Annotated in this window: 16 protein-coding genes; 9 read left to right on the forward strand and 7 right to left on the reverse strand. The window is 68.4% G+C overall.

The genetic code is table 11. From position 1 onward, the window contains the following. The first annotated feature begins 12 nt into the window (after nucleotides 1-12). Nucleotides 13-1038 carry an iron-siderophore ABC transporter substrate-binding protein gene (locus tag ABD260_RS36235; RefSeq protein ID WP_344241295.1) on the forward strand — a complete coding sequence of 342 codons (1026 nt, stop codon included), beginning with the start codon at nucleotides 13-15 and terminating at the stop codon, nucleotides 1036-1038. Here ABD260_RS36235 and ABD260_RS36240 read toward each other — a convergent pair. Further along, nucleotides 1035-2507: an aromatic amino acid lyase gene (locus ABD260_RS36240; protein ID WP_344241297.1), complete on the reverse strand. Its 1473-nt coding sequence runs from the start codon at nucleotides 2505-2507 to the stop codon at nucleotides 1035-1037. The two genes, ABD260_RS36235 and ABD260_RS36240, sit on opposite strands and share 4 nt — an antisense overlap. Then, nucleotides 2507-3391 (reverse strand): ornithine cyclodeaminase family protein, encoded by an 885-nt coding sequence (locus tag ABD260_RS36245; protein ID WP_344241299.1) that lies wholly within the window; start codon nucleotides 3389-3391, stop codon nucleotides 2507-2509. The genes ABD260_RS36240 and ABD260_RS36245 overlap by 1 nt, the downstream gene beginning before the upstream one ends. A gap of 167 nt (nucleotides 3392-3558) precedes the next feature. Between ABD260_RS36245 and ABD260_RS36250 the strand changes: the two genes are divergently transcribed. Beyond that, nucleotides 3559-4263, forward strand: coding sequence for a YqeB family protein (locus ABD260_RS36250; RefSeq protein ID WP_344241301.1), 705 nt, complete (start codon nucleotides 3559-3561; stop codon nucleotides 4261-4263). Between the two features lie 80 nt (nucleotides 4264-4343). Beyond that, nucleotides 4344-4730: a pilus assembly protein CpaE gene (locus ABD260_RS36255; RefSeq protein WP_344241303.1), complete on the forward strand. Its 387-nt coding sequence runs from the start codon at nucleotides 4344-4346 to the stop codon at nucleotides 4728-4730. Nucleotides 4731-4787: 57 nt separating this feature from the next. Here the strand turns inward: ABD260_RS36255 and ABD260_RS36260 are convergent, their stop codons facing one another. Together ABD260_RS36260 and ABD260_RS36265 are read right to left on the reverse strand one after the other, a co-directional pair. Continuing rightward, nucleotides 4788-5159 (reverse strand): hypothetical protein, encoded by a 372-nt coding sequence (locus ABD260_RS36260; RefSeq protein WP_344241305.1) that lies wholly within the window; start codon nucleotides 5157-5159, stop codon nucleotides 4788-4790. 18 nt (nucleotides 5160-5177) lie between these two features. Continuing rightward, nucleotides 5178-5903, reverse strand: coding sequence for a D-alanyl-D-alanine carboxypeptidase family protein (locus tag ABD260_RS36265; protein WP_344241307.1), 726 nt, complete (start codon nucleotides 5901-5903; stop codon nucleotides 5178-5180). Nucleotides 5904-6079: 176 nt separating this feature from the next. Between ABD260_RS36265 and ABD260_RS36270 the strand changes: the two genes are divergently transcribed. Next, nucleotides 6080-7516 carry a sensor histidine kinase gene (locus ABD260_RS36270; RefSeq protein ID WP_344241309.1) on the forward strand — a complete coding sequence of 479 codons (1437 nt, stop codon included), beginning with the start codon at nucleotides 6080-6082 and terminating at the stop codon, nucleotides 7514-7516. Further along, complete coding sequence (locus ABD260_RS36275) at nucleotides 7495-8310, forward strand: response regulator (protein ID WP_344241311.1); 816 nt, start codon at nucleotides 7495-7497, stop codon at nucleotides 8308-8310. Before ABD260_RS36270 ends, ABD260_RS36275 begins: the two co-directional genes overlap by 22 nt. Nucleotides 8311-8561: 251 nt before the next feature. Here the strand turns inward: ABD260_RS36275 and ABD260_RS36280 are convergent, their stop codons facing one another. Beyond that, nucleotides 8562-11387, reverse strand: coding sequence for an ABC transporter substrate-binding protein (locus ABD260_RS36280; RefSeq protein WP_344241313.1), 2826 nt, complete (start codon nucleotides 11385-11387; stop codon nucleotides 8562-8564). A gap of 134 nt (nucleotides 11388-11521) precedes the next feature. After that, nucleotides 11522-11866, reverse strand: a complete 345-nt coding sequence (locus ABD260_RS36285; protein WP_344241315.1) for an MmcQ/YjbR family DNA-binding protein — start codon at nucleotides 11864-11866, stop codon at nucleotides 11522-11524. Nucleotides 11867-11934: 68 nt separating this feature from the next. Between ABD260_RS36285 and ABD260_RS36290 the strand changes: the two genes are divergently transcribed. Together ABD260_RS36290 and ABD260_RS36295 are read left to right on the forward strand one after the other, a co-directional pair. Further along, a complete protein-coding gene (locus ABD260_RS36290) occupies nucleotides 11935-13011 on the forward strand; it encodes an alpha/beta hydrolase (protein WP_344241317.1) in 1077 nt (358 codons plus the stop codon). Next, nucleotides 12971-13717 carry an esterase family protein gene (locus ABD260_RS36295; RefSeq protein WP_344241319.1) on the forward strand — a complete coding sequence of 249 codons (747 nt, stop codon included), beginning with the start codon at nucleotides 12971-12973 and terminating at the stop codon, nucleotides 13715-13717. The genes ABD260_RS36290 and ABD260_RS36295 overlap by 41 nt, the downstream gene beginning before the upstream one ends. Here ABD260_RS36295 and ABD260_RS36300 read toward each other — a convergent pair. Beyond that, entirely contained in the window at nucleotides 13714-14391 is a 678-nt protein-coding gene (locus tag ABD260_RS36300) for a hypothetical protein (protein WP_344241321.1), read from the reverse strand. The genes ABD260_RS36295 and ABD260_RS36300 overlap by 4 nt on opposite strands. A 183-nt stretch (nucleotides 14392-14574) precedes the next feature. On the opposite strand from ABD260_RS36300, the gene ABD260_RS36305 reads away from it, so the two are divergent. Both ABD260_RS36305 and ABD260_RS36310 read left to right on the forward strand, forming a co-directional pair. Continuing rightward, entirely contained in the window at nucleotides 14575-15813 is a 1239-nt protein-coding gene (locus tag ABD260_RS36305) for an ATP-grasp domain-containing protein (protein ID WP_344241323.1), read from the forward strand. Between the two features lie 4 nt (nucleotides 15814-15817). Further along, the gene (locus ABD260_RS36310) at nucleotides 15818-16684 is read left to right on the forward strand and encodes an amidohydrolase family protein (RefSeq protein ID WP_344241325.1); all 867 of its coding nucleotides are present in this window, start codon (nucleotides 15818-15820) and stop codon (nucleotides 16682-16684) included. Nucleotides 16685-16807 lie beyond the last annotated feature (123 nt).

Raw genomic sequence — 16807 nt, forward strand, 5'->3', positions numbered from 1 at the left:
GGAACCACCGCCATGGTCTTGTCCCGTATCCGGTCCGTCACGGCCGCCGTTCTCGCTCTGGGCCTCGGCCTCAGCGCTTGCGGTCAGGACGACACCCAGAACTCCACCGCGAGCTCCGGCGCCGGTTTCCCGGTCACGATCGACCATCTGTTCGGGGCGACCACGGTCAACGCCAAACCGCAGCGGGTGGTCACGCTTGGCGGCGGTGACCTGGAGGCGTCGATCGCCCTCGGCGTCGCACCGGTCGCGGGCGCCGATTGGTTCGGCAACCCGCAACTGCGCGATTGGGTGAAAGCCGCGCTCGGCGACCGTACGGCGCCGAAACTGATCGACGCGGGCGAGCCGAAGTACGAGGAGATCGCCGCGCTGCGGCCGGACCTGATCTTGTACGTGAACACGAAGAACGACAAGAAGGAGTACGAGACGCTGAACGCGATCGCACCGACGATCGCGGCACCGGCCGGTACGAAGAACGTGTACGGGGTGAGCTGGCAGGACCAGGTCCGTGAAATCGCCCGGGCGACCGGGACCACCGCAGCGGGCGATCAGGTTGTCAAGGACACCGAGACGCTGCTCACCGACACCGCGAAGGCGAACCCGGAGTTCGCCGGCAAGGTCATCACCGCCGGGGTGTACTCCGCCGACAGCATGAACGCCTGGCTGCCGTCCGACCCGCGGATGCGACTGCTGACCGCGCTCGGCTTCAAGACCAATCCGCAGATCGACGCGATGGAGAACGGCGACTTCTACGTGAAGATCTCGCCGGAGCTGACGCCCAAACTGAACGCCGACGTGATCTTCCTGGCCGCGCTGGACAGCTCGGGCAAGCTGGATCCGGCCGTCACCAAGGACAAGCTGTTCAATGCGCTGCCGGCGGTGAAGGCGGGACATGTCGCGTACTGGGGTGGTGCGCCGGTGATCAACACGCTCACGCCGAGTGGCGAGTTCTCCAGCGCGATGTCGATTGGTGGGCCGCTGGGGATCAAGTACGCGCTGCCAAAACTCGTACCCCTGTTGAAGGATGCATTGGCAGGTTAGAGCACTTCGCTGAGAAGGTTGGTCAGGTCGAGGCCGAAGGGGCGGTCGGCGTTGATCGGGGGTACGACGGCGTCGACCTCATCCATCAAGCCCTGCAGTCCCGGTGGGAGATGGCGGGGTGACAGGGCGAAGGCTTGGCGTACGGCGAGGAGTTCGCAGGCGGTTGTCTCGCGGGTCAGCCGGATTGCTTCGGCGAGGTTGCCGACGGCTTCCCAGGAGAACGTCTGGACATCTTCCTGACCGTTGGACGTCTCAACGGTATTGATTGCTGTTGGCAACGTCAGGCGACGGAGCTGGTGGGTGCTGGCGACGGCGCGTTTGTGGACCGCGACCAGGCCGGCTTGAGGTCCTGGATCGCGGGCCAGTTGGGCGGTGAGACCGGTGACGGACGGGTCGAGGAGACGGTGCAGGCGAGCCGCGGAGACTTCGGCCGCGTGCGCCAGGGCGGCGGTCAGTTGGTCGCAGTGGGCGGTGAGGTCGAGGCCGTGGAAGCCCGCGGTGCCGACGAATTCGCCGTTCAGGTAGGCCGGGGAGTCTGTCACGCCGTCGAAGGCACGTTGGACGGCTTCGTCCAGGTGCTGGGTGGCGCGGCGTTCGTGCGCGATCACGTGCCCGGCGACGCGGAACGAGACCGGCGCTTGGAGGCTTGCCGGATTGTCTTCCGGGCCGGCTAGTTCGCGGATGCGGGTCAGTTCGGCGGTCAGCAGGTCGTCCGCGCGTCCAGCGAGCGGGTGGTACGGATCGCGGTTCGCACCGATCACGGCGATACCGGCGGCCGCTACCGCGGTCAACCGATCAGCCAAGGTTCGCACCCGCGCGACCTGCAGCGCGGCCCGCCCAGTTGCCCCCGGAATCCCCGCGAGCAAGGCGATCCCCTCTTTCACCCCAAGCTCAAACGGCGGAAGCACACCCGCTGCGTCAACCACTTCCAAGCCTGAGGTAAGGAGCTGTCCTTCACCGACGAGGGGCGCCATCGCGTGGGCGAGCGGAATGATCTCACCCGCGGAACCGGCACCTTCAGCAGGTATGGCCGGCGTATGACCACTGTTGATGAGAGCAACCAATTGCTGCACCAGACCGACGGAAACCGCCGCATCCCCAGTGAGAAAGGTCCGAAGCCGGCCGATCAGCACCGCGCGGGCCTCGTCGCGCCCAAGCCATGGCGGCCCACCAACAGCCCGCCCCAGCAGCAGATTCCGCTGATGTACCCGCTGCTGCTCTTCACTCAACCGAACTTTGCTGAGCTTCCCCATCCCGGTGTTGACCCCGTACACTGCCCGCCCGGCCGCAAGCGCTTCGACCGCACTCGAACGAGCCGCGCCGACCCGGTCGAGCAACTCAGGCGCGACCTCGATCAGAGCTGCACTGGCCGGGTCCAACTCCGCTGGCACCTGCACAACCACGGCGAACCCACCAGCCCCGGAGATCGGGGCGGAAGCGAGGTGCTCACCGCCAGCTGAGCTCCCCATCAGTGGAAGCGGAGCATGGTGCCGGTGTTGGTGGATTGGGCCCGGGTGTAGATCAGGTGGGCTATCGCCACATCCAGCAACGACAGACCGCGGTGCCAGAAGAGTGTGCGCTCGGTAGCAGTTTCACGGCCGGCTTTCCGGCCCGCGACGATCTCGCCGATCTCCGCGTACAAGGAATCCTCCGACAACCGACCGCTGTCCACGTGCCGCCGCAACGATCCGAACCGCCCCGACCGCGCCTCCCGCCAGTCGTCCACGACCACCTTGTCCATCACGTCCAGAAGATCCAGCTCAACCGCACTCACCGTCCCGTACGGCACCACGAACGCACCCGCCCGCACCGCAGCCGTACGCAGCAGCGGCTCCGGCTCCGTCAACCTGGTCGCCTCGACGAGCACATCCGCGCCATCGAACGCCTCTTCGGCCGTCGCACACACCCGCACCGGCGTCGACAGCTCGGCGGACAACTCGGCCGCGAACTTCTCCCGCGACTCCGGCCGCCGCGACGTCACCCGGATCTCGTCCAGGTCGAGCAGATCATCAAGCATCGTCACGTTCCACCAGGCGGTACCACGAGCGCCGGCGTGGGCAAGCACCTTGCTGTCGCGCCGCGCCAAGTACCGAGCGCCGACAGTCGTCATCGCACCCGTACGCGCCGCGGTGATCATCGTCGCGTCCAGCACCGCCAGCGGTACGCCGGTGGTCGGATCGAACAGCGTCGCCACCGCAAGCTCGCTCGGCAGACCCTGCTGGTAGTTCGGAACGAAGTCGCCAACCACCTTCACCCCGCTGACCCCGCGCTCGCCAAGCCCATCGAGATGCCCACGCAGGATGTTGAAGTGCCCGACCCCGCCGTTGTCCGGCATCAGTATTCCTTCAGCCACCCTTGCACCGTACCTAGCGACAGGAGGTGGTGGGCTCGGTGGCCCACAGGCCGGACCCGCTGAGCGTGCGCGGAGCAGGTACGTACATCTCTACGTCCTGTCCTTCGGTTCGCTGCATCGATACCAAAGTACCGGGCCGGTCACACTACGTTCGGATCATGGGGTCGATGACTGGGACACCGGAGCGCACCGTGATCGGGCACTCGGCCGGTGACAAGGTGATGCTGTTCGGCGGGCTCTCGCTGGCCGGTTTGGCGTTCGGGTTCTTCCTGCCGCGGATCGCGCACTGGGCGACCGGGCGGGAATGGGTGCCGTTCCAAGGCCCGCTGAAGCTGGTCGCCGCGTGGGACAGCTGGTGGGTGGTGGTGATCTGCGTGGTGCTCGGTCTGCTGGGCGGTCTGCTGCTGGCGGCGATCGCGCTCGACGACATCCTGAGGGTGACGATCACCAACCAGTCGGTCGAGTTCCTGAAGAAGCAGAAGACCGTGACGGTGCCGCGGGAGAAGGTGTCGGTGGCGTTCCTGGACGGTAAGGAGATCGTCCTCCAGGACGCGACGTCACGCGAGCTCGCCCGGGAGAAGCACGATGAGCTGAGGGCCCAGGCGAAGAAGATCCCCGGGGCGTTCCGTGCGCACGGGTACCCGTGGTCCGACGCCGGCGATCCGCACGAGTCGGCGTTCCGCCGCTGGATCGAGGACGACCCGGAACTGCCACCGGCCGTGAACGCCGTGCTCAAAGTACGGGCGAAGGCCTTCGACGACGGCGACAAAGGCAAGGCCGACCTCCGTGACCTCCGCGCCGAAGTCACCAAGCTCGGCTACACGGTCAAGGATAAGGACAAGAAGCAGTACTGGCGCCAGACCACGCCCTAGCCGGAGCGGTCCGGTCCGGGGCAGTGCGGTACGGCGCGCCGGGAGCTGCGGGGTTTGGGTCGCGTGGGGAGGATGGGTACGTGATCACGATCGAGCAGGCCGGGCGACTACGTAAGGCCGGGGTGTCGTGGGACCCGGTGGCTGGGGATCGGTTTGTCGTACCGGACCGGGACATGGACGAGGACGTGTTCGTGGTGAGCGACATGACCGTCGAGGTGCACGACTACCAGGGCAGCAAGGTGATCGGCTTCAACGGCACCACCGAATGGGCCCTGGACAGCATCGAGCAGCGCGAGGTGATCTGGCTGCCGCGCGAGGAGCAACTGCGTACGCTCCTCGGCCCGCACTTCCGCGCGCTGGAGACAGTCCCCGACGGGTACCGCGTCGTCCTGCTCGACACCACCCACACCGCACCGGACGCCGAGCAGGCGTACGCGGACGCAGTCATCCACCTACTCGGCGCCTGATCCCCGTACCTGAGCCGGCGCACACCTGCTGCGCGAGATCGCCCGGTACAGGTCAGCTCAGCGGTGCAGAGCCGTGCGGAGTTCCTCGGCCCGGTGGGCGATTCGGTCGCGGCATTCGGTGGTGAGCGGCAGATCCAGGAGCGCGGTCGCCTGCAGCTGGCTGAGGCCGAACTCGGCGCGCAACCGGCGTACGGCGGTCTCCCGATCCGCCGACGCCCGGAGCACCTTCGCCACGTCGTCCCGTCGCTCGAAGGCCGCGAGGACGCCGTCGTAGATCTCCAGCTGGGTGTGCGCGGACCGGTCCGGCTCGCCCACCATCGGGTGCTCTCCCTTGTCACTGGTCCGGATCACCTGCCGCCACAGGCTGGGTACGGCGAGCCGGGCGCGGGTGTAGCGCCGGGTCAGCGGCTGGGCGTAGGTCATGGTCATATCGGAAATCCCCCTTGGTCAGTCGGTCTTGGCCACCGCGTGCGGTTCGCGCGGCGGGCACTTCTTGCCGGGCGCGGTGAGCGCCTCGAAGTGCCATGGTTCGTTGTCGTACCGGCGGCACACGCCGTACCGCCAGCCGTTCTGGTTCAGCCACGTCATCGCGGCCGCCGGGCCGATGTCCACGGCCTTGCCCTGCACGTGCGCGGAGTACTTCGGCGGCAGCACCCAGCGGGTCGCCAGCTTGTACGACCCGTACTGCTGCAGCGCCTCGTCGAACAGCCGCTGCTGCTTGGTCGTGCTGCGGCGCGCGGAGGTGATCCGGATCGTCACACCGTCCCGGTCCGCGGCCGCGATCGCCTTCTTCAGCCGCGACCGGAGCTTCGGCGACAGGCCCTGGATGCTCTCCTCACGCACCGCCGGCTTGTCGGTCGTCGTGGTCTCGGTGCGCTCCGGCTTCCCCGTCGTCGCCGTCGTCTTCGGCGAGGTGGACGGCGTACGCGTCGGCTTGCGGGTCGGCTCCGGCGCCGTGGTCGCCGGTGTACTCGCGAGCGGCGCCCCGACCGCGGGCGCACTGACCGTCGAAACCACCGGCTCCTTGTCCGCGGCCAGCCCGAAGAACTCCCCGAGCTGCGCGTGCCACATCAGCAGCGATCCGCCGACCAAACCCACCCCGACGACCCCGATCACAGAGAGCAATCGCGTCCGCGCCAGGCCGGATCGACGTGGCGGCAGGGGGTTACTCATGGGGTACAGCCTTTCGGATTGGTAACGGCGGCGCATCGGTCCCAGGGACCGTCCTTGCCCACCACAAGTAGCCCCTGAGTATCAGTTCGGACGCTGCGCCTCCTCCAAAAGTTGGAGAGCACACCCCTCCGCGCAGATGAAGCTTGCGGAAACACGGACTGACTACGCTGGGCGACATGGTCGGGATCTGGCGTCGATTGTCGCAGGGGCAGCAGGATGTGCTGCTTGCTGCGGTCATCGGGCTGGTCTGGTTCGTCTCGCTGAATCTGATCAACGGCACCGGGCTGCGCCCGCACAACCCGGCCGTATCGGTCGTCACCGGGGTGTTCCTGGTCGGCACGGTCGCGTTCGTCCGGCGGATCCCGCGGATCATGCTGGTGATCGTCTCGGTGCTGTACCCCTTTGTGTACGCGGCGGTCGGCACCGGGCTGGCCGCGCAACTCGGCTTGACGATCTTCGGTCAGCCGGAGATCAGTGATGCCGCGCTGCAGTCCGAGATCCATCTCGTCCCGCTGCTCGTGGTCGGCTATCTCGCGGCCTCGGCGGGCGTACGCCGCTTCACCTGCCTGTTCTTCACCATGGGCAGCCTGGCCGCGCTGATGATCGGGCTGCCCACCGTGGTCGCGATCGTGCTCAGCCATGTGAACCGGGATGTGCTCCGCGGCGACCGGTACCAGAGCCTGCCGCGGAACATCGGCAGTCTGTACAGCTACATCGATGTGTCACTGTTCGTGTTCGCGGAGGCACTGATCTGTGGGATGGTGCTGCTCGGCGCGGACTCGCGGCGGCGCCGGAAGTCGGTCGCGCTGCTCGAACAGCGGAACGCGGAGCTGGTCCGGCTGCGCGCGGTCGAGGCGGAGCGCGCCGTGGTCGCGGAACGGACCCGGATCGCGCGGGACCTGCACGACGTGATCTCGCACCATGTCAGCGCGGTGGTGATCCGGGCGCAGGCGGCTGATCGGGTCGCGGACCAGCGTCCGGAGGTACTGCGCGAGGCGATCCGCTGGATCATTGCCAGCGGCAAGGAAGCGCTAACCGCAATGAGAGAGACAGTAAGAGTGCTGAACACGGCGTCACCCGGCAGCGGACCGGACGGTGCCGGCGGGGCGGGCAGCGCCGGCGGCGGGTTCGCGGCGGGCGGCGCCGCGGTGGGCGGGGTCGGTCCCGGGCGGGCGGATTCCGGTGGTGGGCGGGCGCCGGTGCCCGATTTGCGGGATGTGGCGCGGATGGGTGAGCGGTTGAAGGCGGTGGGGATCGACGTCGCGATGGAGTTGCCGCCGCGACAGCGGCAGTTGACCACGGCGACCGATCTGACCGCCGTCCGCATCATCCAGGAGGCGCTGACGAACGTGATGGTGCACGCGAAGGCGACCGCGGCGCGGGTGACCTGGCAGAGTGGACCGCAGGGCGAGCTGCTCACCATCGACGACAACGGGACCGGCGGGCCGCCGCCGGTGAACGTGCTGGAAACCGCCCGGCGGAGCGCGAGCGGCCGCGGCAACGGACTGATCGGGATGCGGGAACGGGCCACAGCGGTCGGCGGCACCCTCGCCGTCGCGGCCGGCCCCCTGGGTGGATGGAGAGTACAAGCATGGCTACCGCCGCAGAACTGAACGGCCCCGCCGACGCAGCCCCAGAAACGGGTGGAGCCGGTGGGGAGGCCGGTACGGAGGGTGGGGCGATCCGGATCTTGGTGGTGGACGACCAGGGGGTGATCCGGATGGGGCTGGCGATGATTCTGGATCATGAACCGGATCTGACCACGGTCGCGCAGGCGGAGAACGGTGCGGAGGCGCTGCGGCTGATCGACGAGTACGACCCGGATGTCGTCTTGATGGACATCCGGATGCCGGTGATGGACGGCCTGGTCGCCACCGAGCGCATCACCGCCGCCAAGCGCGAATCCGGCCGCGCGCGTCCGGCCGTACTCGTCCTCACCACCTTCGACGACGAGGCGTACGTACTGGCGGCTGTCCGCGCCGGAGCATCCGGCTTCCTGCTGAAGGACACCGACCCGGACCTACTGGTCTCGGCCGTCCGCGCCGTCTATCGCGGTGACTCGCTCGTCGACCCGGCCTCCACCCGCGTCCTCCTGGAGCGCTGCATGGAGCTCGAACGCCAAGTCGGCGGTACGGCAACAACGGCGGCTGCCCCACCCGACGCGCGCTGGGTCGGCCTGCTCGGCCAGCTGAGCGAACGCGAGCGCGAAATCCTGGTCTGGATGGCCCGCGGCCTCTCCAACCGCGACTTGGCCACCAAGCTGTTCGTCAGCGAAACGACCGTCAAGACCCACGTCAGCTCGGTCCTGTCCAAACTCGGCCTGTCGAGCCGCGTCCAGGCAGTAGTCGTCGCGTACGAGGCCGGCGTCGTCCGGCCGGGCGAAGCGGATGTGCGGTGGGACTCCTAGTGCGGGCGCCCAAGGAAGAACGCTAGAGGAACAACCAGAGCCCGACCGCCCCCACGGCAAGCAGAATCCCCACGGTCAAAGCCTGGCTGAGCACCGACGCCTGCCGGCGTCGAGGTAGAAAGTCCCCGGTCATACTTCAAGAGTCCCTCGCGGAACCGCCGTACCCATCGGCCTTCAGGACGGTTCTGCAGTACTACCTGAGGATGACCCCGTTGCCCCCGGCCCCGACCTTCAGCTAAGGGTCCCGACCTTCAGCCAGGTGGAGCTGCGTCGACCGGGCACCACGCCGGCGACCCGGCCCGGGCACCACAGACCACCGTCGCGGCCGGCACCGGCCGCCCATTCTGAAAGGTCACCACAGCCACCGGCTTGTTCACCGGCACCCGCCGCAGCACGCTGCCGCCGTAGTCGATCCGCCCGGTCACACCTTGGTACGCGCGCTGTGCGCCGGCCGCGTCCGTGATCGACTGCAGCGCGGACCAGACCGTACCGCCGTTCACCGCGATGCTGTCCCGGCGCAAGTAGCTGACGGCGAGCACCACCGAGTACGCGGCGTCGTAGCTGAGCGCGGCGTGCCCGTCCAGGCTGCGCCCGCGATCGGTCGTCTCGTACGGGAACAGGTCGGCCAGCCGCGCGTAGAAGTCGCTCGACTCCGGGGGCGCGGCGGCCAGCAGGTCCGGCGCCAGGCTGAGCGCCAGGTACTGGAAGGCGACCGACCGGTTCCGCGCACTCACCGACCGATCGGCGGCCCACTTGGTGACGTCGTCACCGGCCAGGATGTACGGCGCGTTGGCCCGGCACCGGTCTTGCACCCCGCCGAGGAACGACTCGAAGTCGACCTGGCCGCGCCCGGCGAAGAACACGATCCCGCGCCGGTCGCAGGCATCCCGCCCGGCCCGGTTCGCGTCGAGCTCCCCGCCGCTGGGGCTGTACGACGTCAGCACCACCGGCACGCCGGCCGCGGTCAACTCCAGCTGCACGTCCTTGGCCAGGTTCTGGCTGTACGTGTCATTGGGGTCGTCGGACTTGTACACGGTCGCCCGGCGTTCGAGCGGCCGCCCGAACGGGTCCTTGCCGGTCGCGAGCAGCTTCCGGACGTAGGCTCCGGCGACGGCTGCCTCGCGCCGGTTCTGCGGGCTGACCTGCAGGTACATCCGGCTGACGTCGACCATCGAGTCGGCGGTCAGGGTCGCCGCGACGGTCGGCAGCCCGGCCGCGGCCAGCCGCTGGATCATCTCCTGCGTGGACCGCCGGCTTTCGGTCATCCCGACCACCGCCACGATCGTCGGATCCCCGGCCGCGAGCCGGCCGATCTGCTCCGCGACCCGGGCGGCGTGCTTGAAGCGCGGCCCGGCGTTCGCGATCAGGACCCGCAGGATCGGCTCGTAGCGTTGCTCCGGCTTGTTCAGCTGGACCGCCTGAGCCACGGCCAGACCGGCGAGCTGTTCGCGTTCCGCGGTGAAGACACCGGCATCCAGCGATCGGTCGTCGGCCGAGGCCATGAAGACCAGCGTGGCCACCGGCCGCTCGGGCTGGGCCTGGCTGAGCTCCGCGGCCCGCTTGTTCTGCTCCAGGATCTTGGCCCGCACCGGCGCGAACGACTGGCTCGGGAACAGCAGTGCGTTGGTCCCGTCGGTGACCCCGACGCAATCCCCGTCGACCTTGGTAACGGTCGCGGTCGCCGACTCGTACACCTGCCATTTGAGTTCGCCACCACCACAGTGCCGGCGATCCTGCAGTACGCCGAACCCCAGGTAGCTGCCCGCGATCAGCATCAGGACGAGCGCAAGGACCGGCCACCGGCCCTGCGGCTTCCGAAGCAGCGGACCCGGTACGTTCTCCAGCCGGTCCGGCAGCTCGGGTTGCACCGCCGGCGGCGCGGTCCGGCGCGGCCGGCGGCTCACTCGCGGCGAGCCGATCGAGAAGATCAGCAACCAGGCGCCAATCCGCCGGCGCAGGCTCTCCCGATGCTGCCGGGCCCGCCACTCGGCCAGGCTCTCGTTCGGGCTCGACTCCGGCTCGCCCGCCAGCGGCGGCACCTTGCGCCCGGCCGTGACCAGCAGCAGCGGATCGAACCGCTGGGTGTCGTTGCGTACGGCGGCCACCATCCGCACCAGCAGGTAACCACCGTTGGTCCGGCTGATCGGCCCGACCATCAGGATCGGATGCGTCGCCCGGTACCGCCCGAACCACACCGCCGGACGGAAGCCGGACCGCAGATCCTCGAGGAACGCGCCGACCAGCAACCCGGCCAGCCACTCCGGATCCTGCTCGTCCCAGTGGTCCGCGGTGAGCCTCAGCCCGAGGTCGAAGAAGCCGTCGTCCCCGCGCGGCACGTACGACTGGCCGCGCAGCCAGCGGTACGGGCCGCCGAGCACCGGAACCCGGCCGCTGTGCCGCAGCCAGAAGAACGCGGGGATCAGCCAGAGCGACAGCACCCGGAGCCAGGACGGCAGCTGGTCCTGCAGCTTCGCCAACAGCCCATCCGCGGCCTGGTCCTCTCCACCTGAGCCGCCGCCGAGCGCTCGGCGGTACAGCGCCCGGCGCAATTGGGTCCGCCGGCGCGGTTTCGTGTCCGGGAACGAGGCCTGCATCAGCCAACGGACCAGGTCGTAGCGCGCGAAGTCGTAGCCACCGGCCAGGCTCACGTTCAGTCCCACTGTTGCCCGATCGAGCAATTTCACCAGCTCGCCGAGGTCGTCGAACGACACCGCCTTCAAAGCGGCGTCCGGCCCATCCGCCGGTGACTTGTCCTCCAGCGGCACGACCGCGTGCGGCACCTGTCGTTGCGGCGCGGACTCGCCCGCGGGCTTGAGGTGGTCGGAGAGCAGAGCCAGCACGACCGGCAGGGCGTGCTGGCCCGGCTTCGCGGTCCGGTCCGGGGTGCCGAGGTCGAGCGGGTCCTCGACGCAGGCGAAGATCGGCAGCGCCTCGTCCCGCAAGTGCCTTCGCGGCAGCGGCAATCGCCGCGCGCGGGTCAGGCTGCGCTTCCGGGTCAGGCTGCGCCGCCGGTACACGGCTCCCAGTTCGCGAACCAGCCGATCGAACCCCTGCGGCGGACGACGTTCGTCGGCCATGTCCTGTCCCCCAGCTCCCTCACTTCGGCGACCACCGCTCGAGGCGGAAGGGCGCACGGGCGTGTGCGGTCGAAGGGGCCAAACTTAGCCGCTGTCCGTACCACCACGACAGCGGTCCGTGAGCGCTACCGGGATCAGCTGTCGCCGAAGTACGCGGCCCGTACCTTCTTCGGGACGCACATGGACCAGGCGTCCAGGATCAGCTCGCGGAGTTCGGTGGGATCGAGCGCCGCCAGCCGGACCTGAATCCACTGGAAGCGTTCGTCGGACGGACGCGGCGGGAAGAACTTCTCCGGCTCGGCGGCCAGCGCGGCGGCGCGTTCTTCTCGCGGAAACCCGATCCCGATGCTCTGTTCGTCAGCCGCCACCGCCAGGTACACGATCTGACCGACCCGGAACTTGATCTGATCCCGGACCAGCACCTCGTAGCTACGCGGCAGCTCCGCCGTCACCGCCCGGATGTCCGCAAGATCAGCCACGTCCGCAGGCTAATCCCGATACCTGTCACCCGATGTCAGTGTTCTGCAGCCGGCGGTACCGTGGGCTGATGCCGGGACGAACCAGCGCAGTTGAAGGAGCCGAGGTGGTGTTTCGGCTCGGTGACTCCGCGCATGCGTTCGCGGGCGTGCGGTTGTGGCAGGAGCTCGGGTTGCCGGCTGAGGTGCTCGAGTTCAAGCCGGTGGACTTCGGCTGGGAGTTGCGGTTGCCGCGGCCGTCGGTGCGACGGATGGAGTACCTGTTCGACATCGCGGACCTCGGGATGCGGACCGATCCGACCAACCCGCGGGTGGTCGGCGGGGCGTTCGGCGACCATTCGTGGCTCCCGATGCCGGGGTATGTGGAGCCCGCCTGGATCACGGTCCCGCCGATCGCGTCCACGCTCGCTCCGCTCACGGTCGACTCCCCGGTCGGACCGGTCGACGTACACGTCTGGGCGCCGGAGGGCATCGCGCCGGCGTTCGAGCTCCCGTTGCTGCTCGCGCACGACGGGCCCGAGTTCGCCGCGTACGCGGGTCTGACGCACTACGCCGGCGCGATGATCACGGACGGGAAGCTGCCTCCGTTCCGGCTGGCGTTGATCCATCCGACCTCGCGGAACCTCTGGTACGCGGCGAACCCCCAGTACGCCGAGGCGCTGACGCGGCACGTGCTGCCCGCGGTGCAGGCGCAGTACGCGAGCCGCCGACCGGTGATGATGGGCGCGAGCCTCGGCGCGCTCGCGGCGTTGCATGCGGAGTGGAAGCACCCGGGTACGTTCGCCGGCCTGTTCTTGCAATCCGGGTCGTTCTTCACGCCGGAGACCGATCCGCAGGAGTCCCGGTTCGAGTACTTCGCCCAGGTCAGCGGCTTCGTCGCGGAGGTGCTGACGGCAACCACCGCGCCCAGTACGCCGCTGATCGGGATGACGGCCGGGACGACCGAGGAGAACGTGCACAACAACCGCGTACTCGCCGCGCGGCTGGCCGAACTCGGGCTGACCGCGACGCTCAGCGAAACCCCCGACATGCACAACTTCACAGCCTGGCGGGATGTACTGGATCCTGAGCTCACTGAACTACTGCGGCAGACCTGGGGTGGGGCGGATGGAACGAGTGCAGGTCGAGTTGGAGGCGCCGGGGCTTGACCGCCGCGGCACGGTGATCAGGTACGGGCATTTCGGCCGCCCGGTGCTGGTCTTCCCGAGCGAACAGGGGCGCGCCTGGGACTACGAGAACAACGGCATGGTCGACGCGGTCGCGGGCCTGATCGAGGCCGGGCGGGTGAAGCTGTACTGCGTCGACTCCTACGACCACGTCAGCTGGTCCGACCGCAGCATCCAGCTGGAAGTACGCGCGCGGCGGCACGAGTTCTACGAGTCCTGGATCGTCAACCAGGTGGTACCGAAGATCGCCGCGGATTCGCCGGGCGTACGCGACATCATCACGACCGGCTGCAGCCTCGGGGCGTACCACGCACTGAACTTCGCGTTCAAACGCTCCGACCTGTTCCCGATCGCGATTTGCCAGTCCGGGAACTACGACGCGGCCAGCTGGCACGCCTGGGGCGAACGCGGCGACGCCACGTACTTCAACAACCCGGCCGACTACCTGCCGAACCTGTCCGGCGATCACCTCGAGTACTTGCGGAGCCGCCTGTTCATCCTGCTGACGGTCGGACAGGGTGACTGGGAGTCCCATCCGACCGGTTCACTACCGTCCGCCCGCGCCACCGCCGCCGTACTGGAGAAACAAGGCATTCCACATGAGCTGGACCTGTGGGGGTACGACGTAGCGCACGACTGGCCCTGGTGGCGGCTCCAGCTCGCGCGCCACCTGCCACGGTTCTGCTAGCCGATCGTCTGGCGGCGGAGCGGGAAGAGGCGGTGGGATGTGCCGACGGGGACCACGACGGCGAGGTCCGTACGGCGGCCGGGCGCGCCGAGCAGGCAACCGGCCGCGTCCGGGAAGAACGCACTGGCGGGCGGGGCCTTGGCGAGTCCGGCGCGGCGGATCGACTCACCGAGGCGGTCGCGCTCTAGCTCGGTCAAACCGGCGAGCTGACGGCGTACGGCAGCCAGCGGGCGGAGGAAATCAGCCGGCTGCTGTTCTTTCGCGGAAACGAGCATGATCCGGCCGCTCGCGTCCGTGTCGAGCGGGCCGAAGTACACGACCGACGAGGCACCGGTGACGTCCAGTACGTAGCCAGTCGGCGCCTGCACCGCGACCCAGCCGCCGCGGAGATACGCCCGATGCAGTCTGCGTCCAAGCAGGCGGTGGACTGCCGCAGCCGCCAGCATCATCCCCGCACCGACTGCGCCGAAGCCGGTGAGCATCGCCGCTTGGTCCGCGACCGGTTGGCTGAACAGGTCCTTGAGGAGCACGACCGCCGCGCAGAGGAAGCTGGTGACACCGATGCCGGCGATCGCGAGCGTGAGCTGACTGATCCGGACTGTGTGTCTGCGAAACCCGCGGAGGGTTTGCAGGTCACGGATCGCAGCGGTCCGACGGCCGGCAAGCTCGGCCACCTGCGCAAGTTCCGGTGGCCTGCGCAGGTCGAGGTGATCGTCGGTCAGGTCAGCCTCCTGGTCGGGGCGGGCAGCATAACCGGTCTTCGTGCCGCTCGGGTGAACCGCGCGCGACCGGCTTGGTGGTGCGCTTCGGGGCGAAGGTCCTTAGTCTCGAAGGACGTTCGACGTACGGAGGTTGACGTGGCTGATCGTTCGCGGCATTTGATCGGTTTGTTGCTGGGGGCCGAGGAGGATTGGCCGCGGGCGTTCGAGGCGTTGCTGCAGCGGGTCGGGCCGGTTCGGCTGGCCGACGGGCATGAGCACGAGTTCGGCTCCCGGCGGCTGACCATCGAGCCGTTCGACCTGAACGATCCGGTTCGCGTCGGCCTGGTCATCGACCGGCTCGCGTACTGGTACTACCACCCGCGCGAATGGCTGAAGAAGGCCGCGCTGATGAACGGTACGTACCTGCTCAACTCGCCCTTCACGTTCCAGTCGATGGAGAAGCATTCGGCGTACTGCGCGATGCTCCGGCTCGGCTTGAAGATCCCGCGGACCGTGCTCGTGCCGTACAAGAACCCGGTCGACAACGTGCGCTGGGCGTACACCTCGGCGACGTACAACCGTCCGTTCGACCTGGATGCGATCGCCGAAGAGCTCGGGTACCCGCTGTACATGAAACCGTTCGACGGCGGCGGCTGGCGCGGGGTTTCGCGGATCAGGGATCGTGACGATCTGCATCGCGCGTACGACGCGTCCGGCGAGATGCTGATGCACCTGCAAGCGACGATCGAGTACGAGAAGTTCGCCCGCGCGCTGTCGATCGGCGCCGAGACGATGGTGATGGACTTCCGGCCGGACGAGCCGATGCACAACCGGTACGCCGTCTCGCACGACTTCCTGTCCCCGTCGGCCGGTCACCAGGCGGTCGCGATCAGCCGCATCGTGAACGCGTTCTTCGGCTGGGAGTTCAACTCGTGCGAGATGCTGGTGCAGGGCGATTCGGTGCACCCGATCGACTACGCCAACGCCTGCCCGGACGTCGCCCTCACCTCGCTGCACTACTACTTCCCGTGGGCGATCAGCGCGCTGGTGAAATGGTCGGTGTTCTCGCTGGCGACCGGCCGGCGGAGCACGATCGACCTGAAGATGGAGCGGTACTTCGCGATCGCGGACGACGATTCGCTCGACTACGACGCCAAACTCAAGGCGTACCTGGCGCTGGCCGACGAGCACTTCGAGACCACGAAGTACCAGGAGTGGTGTGCTTCGTACCTGGGTGATTTCGATCTCCGCGTCCGCGACTGGGTGGCCGGCCCGGACTTCGAACGGCTGCTCCGCGAAACGGTCGCCGCCACGTACCCGGCGCATGAGCAGGAGCAGTTCCTGGCGCACTTCAAGGGGCTGACGGACCTCTGGCTCGCGGATCAGGCAGGCTAGAGGAGTGCGTGACGCGGAAGTACCGGCCTGGTGGCGGCGGCTAGGGATCGACGGTTTGGTGGATGTGCATGTGCATTTCCTGCCGGACCGGGTGATGAACGCGGTCTGGGCGTACTTCGACCAGGCGGCCGAGCACTACGGGACGGAATGGCCGGTCACGTACCGTACGTCGGTCGAGGAACGGCTGAAAACCCTTGACGCATTGGGCGTACGGGCGTTTCCGGCGCTGGTCTATCCACACAAGCCCGGGATGGCCGCGTCCTTGAATTCCTGGGCGCGCGACTTCGCCGCCGTCACCCCGGGGTGCGTCACCAGCGGTACCTTCTACCCGGAACCATCGGCCGCTGCCTACGTACGCGAAGCCCTCGAGCTGGGGACGCGGATCTTCAAGGTCCATGTCCAGGTGGGCGACTACGACCCGCGCTCCGGCGAACTCGACGACGTCTGGGGTCAGCTGGCCGAGGCGGGCGTCCCAGTCGTCGTCCATTGCGGCTCCGGCCCGATCCCCGGCCGGCACACCGGCCCCGGCCCGATCGGCGAGGTCCTCCGCCGCCACCCACGCTTGACGGCCGTGATCGCCCACCTGGGCATGCCCGAATACGCGGAACACCTGGCCCTCACGTCGTACCCGAACGTCCACCTCGACACCACGATGGCCCTGACCCCATTCGTCGAGGCCATGATGCCCTTCCCCCGCGACCTGATCCCCCGCCTCGCCGACCTCCAAAACCGCATCGTCCTCGGCACCGACTTCCCGAACATCCCCTACGAGTACGCCGTCCAACTCACCTCCCTGGAATCCCTGAACCTAGGCGACCCCTGGCTCCGAGCCGTCTGCCACACCAACGGCACCCGCCTCCTCGCCCTCTAACGCCCCCGGCAACTGGGGTTCTCCATCGGTGTTGTGGGTTCTCCACCCGTACGCAAGTGGAGAACCCAGGCGGAGTCCATCGGTCTAAGCAACGCCTGATGGAGGGTGTTGTGTATGCCGATG

The organism is Kribbella hippodromi (assembly GCF_039531045.1).
Lineage (GTDB): Bacteria > Actinomycetota > Actinomycetes > Propionibacteriales > Kribbellaceae > Kribbella > Kribbella hippodromi.

Excerpts from the sequence above, each read along its gene's own strand:
- ABD260_RS36250 (WP_344241301.1), top strand. The coding sequence starts at position 3,559 with ATGACTGGGACACCGGAGCGCACCGTGATCGGGCACTCGGCCGGTGAC.
- ABD260_RS36240 (WP_344241297.1), bottom strand. The coding sequence starts at position 2,507 with ATGGGGAGCTCAGCTGGCGGTGAGCACCTCGCTTCCGCCCCGATCTCC.
- ABD260_RS36260 (WP_344241305.1), bottom strand. The coding sequence starts at position 5,159 with ATGACCATGACCTACGCCCAGCCGCTGACCCGGCGCTACACCCGCGCC.
- ABD260_RS36265 (WP_344241307.1), bottom strand. The coding sequence starts at position 5,903 with ATGAGTAACCCCCTGCCGCCACGTCGATCCGGCCTGGCGCGGACGCGA.
- ABD260_RS36270 (WP_344241309.1), top strand. The coding sequence starts at position 6,080 with ATGGTCGGGATCTGGCGTCGATTGTCGCAGGGGCAGCAGGATGTGCTG.
- ABD260_RS36235 (WP_344241295.1), top strand. The coding sequence starts at position 13 with ATGGTCTTGTCCCGTATCCGGTCCGTCACGGCCGCCGTTCTCGCTCTG.
- ABD260_RS36295 (WP_344241319.1), top strand. The coding sequence starts at position 12,971 with ATGGAACGAGTGCAGGTCGAGTTGGAGGCGCCGGGGCTTGACCGCCGC.
- ABD260_RS36280 (WP_344241313.1), bottom strand. The coding sequence starts at position 11,387 with ATGGCCGACGAACGTCGTCCGCCGCAGGGGTTCGATCGGCTGGTTCGC.
- ABD260_RS36290 (WP_344241317.1), top strand. The coding sequence starts at position 11,935 with ATGCCGGGACGAACCAGCGCAGTTGAAGGAGCCGAGGTGGTGTTTCGG.
- ABD260_RS36275 (WP_344241311.1), top strand. The coding sequence starts at position 7,495 with ATGGCTACCGCCGCAGAACTGAACGGCCCCGCCGACGCAGCCCCAGAA.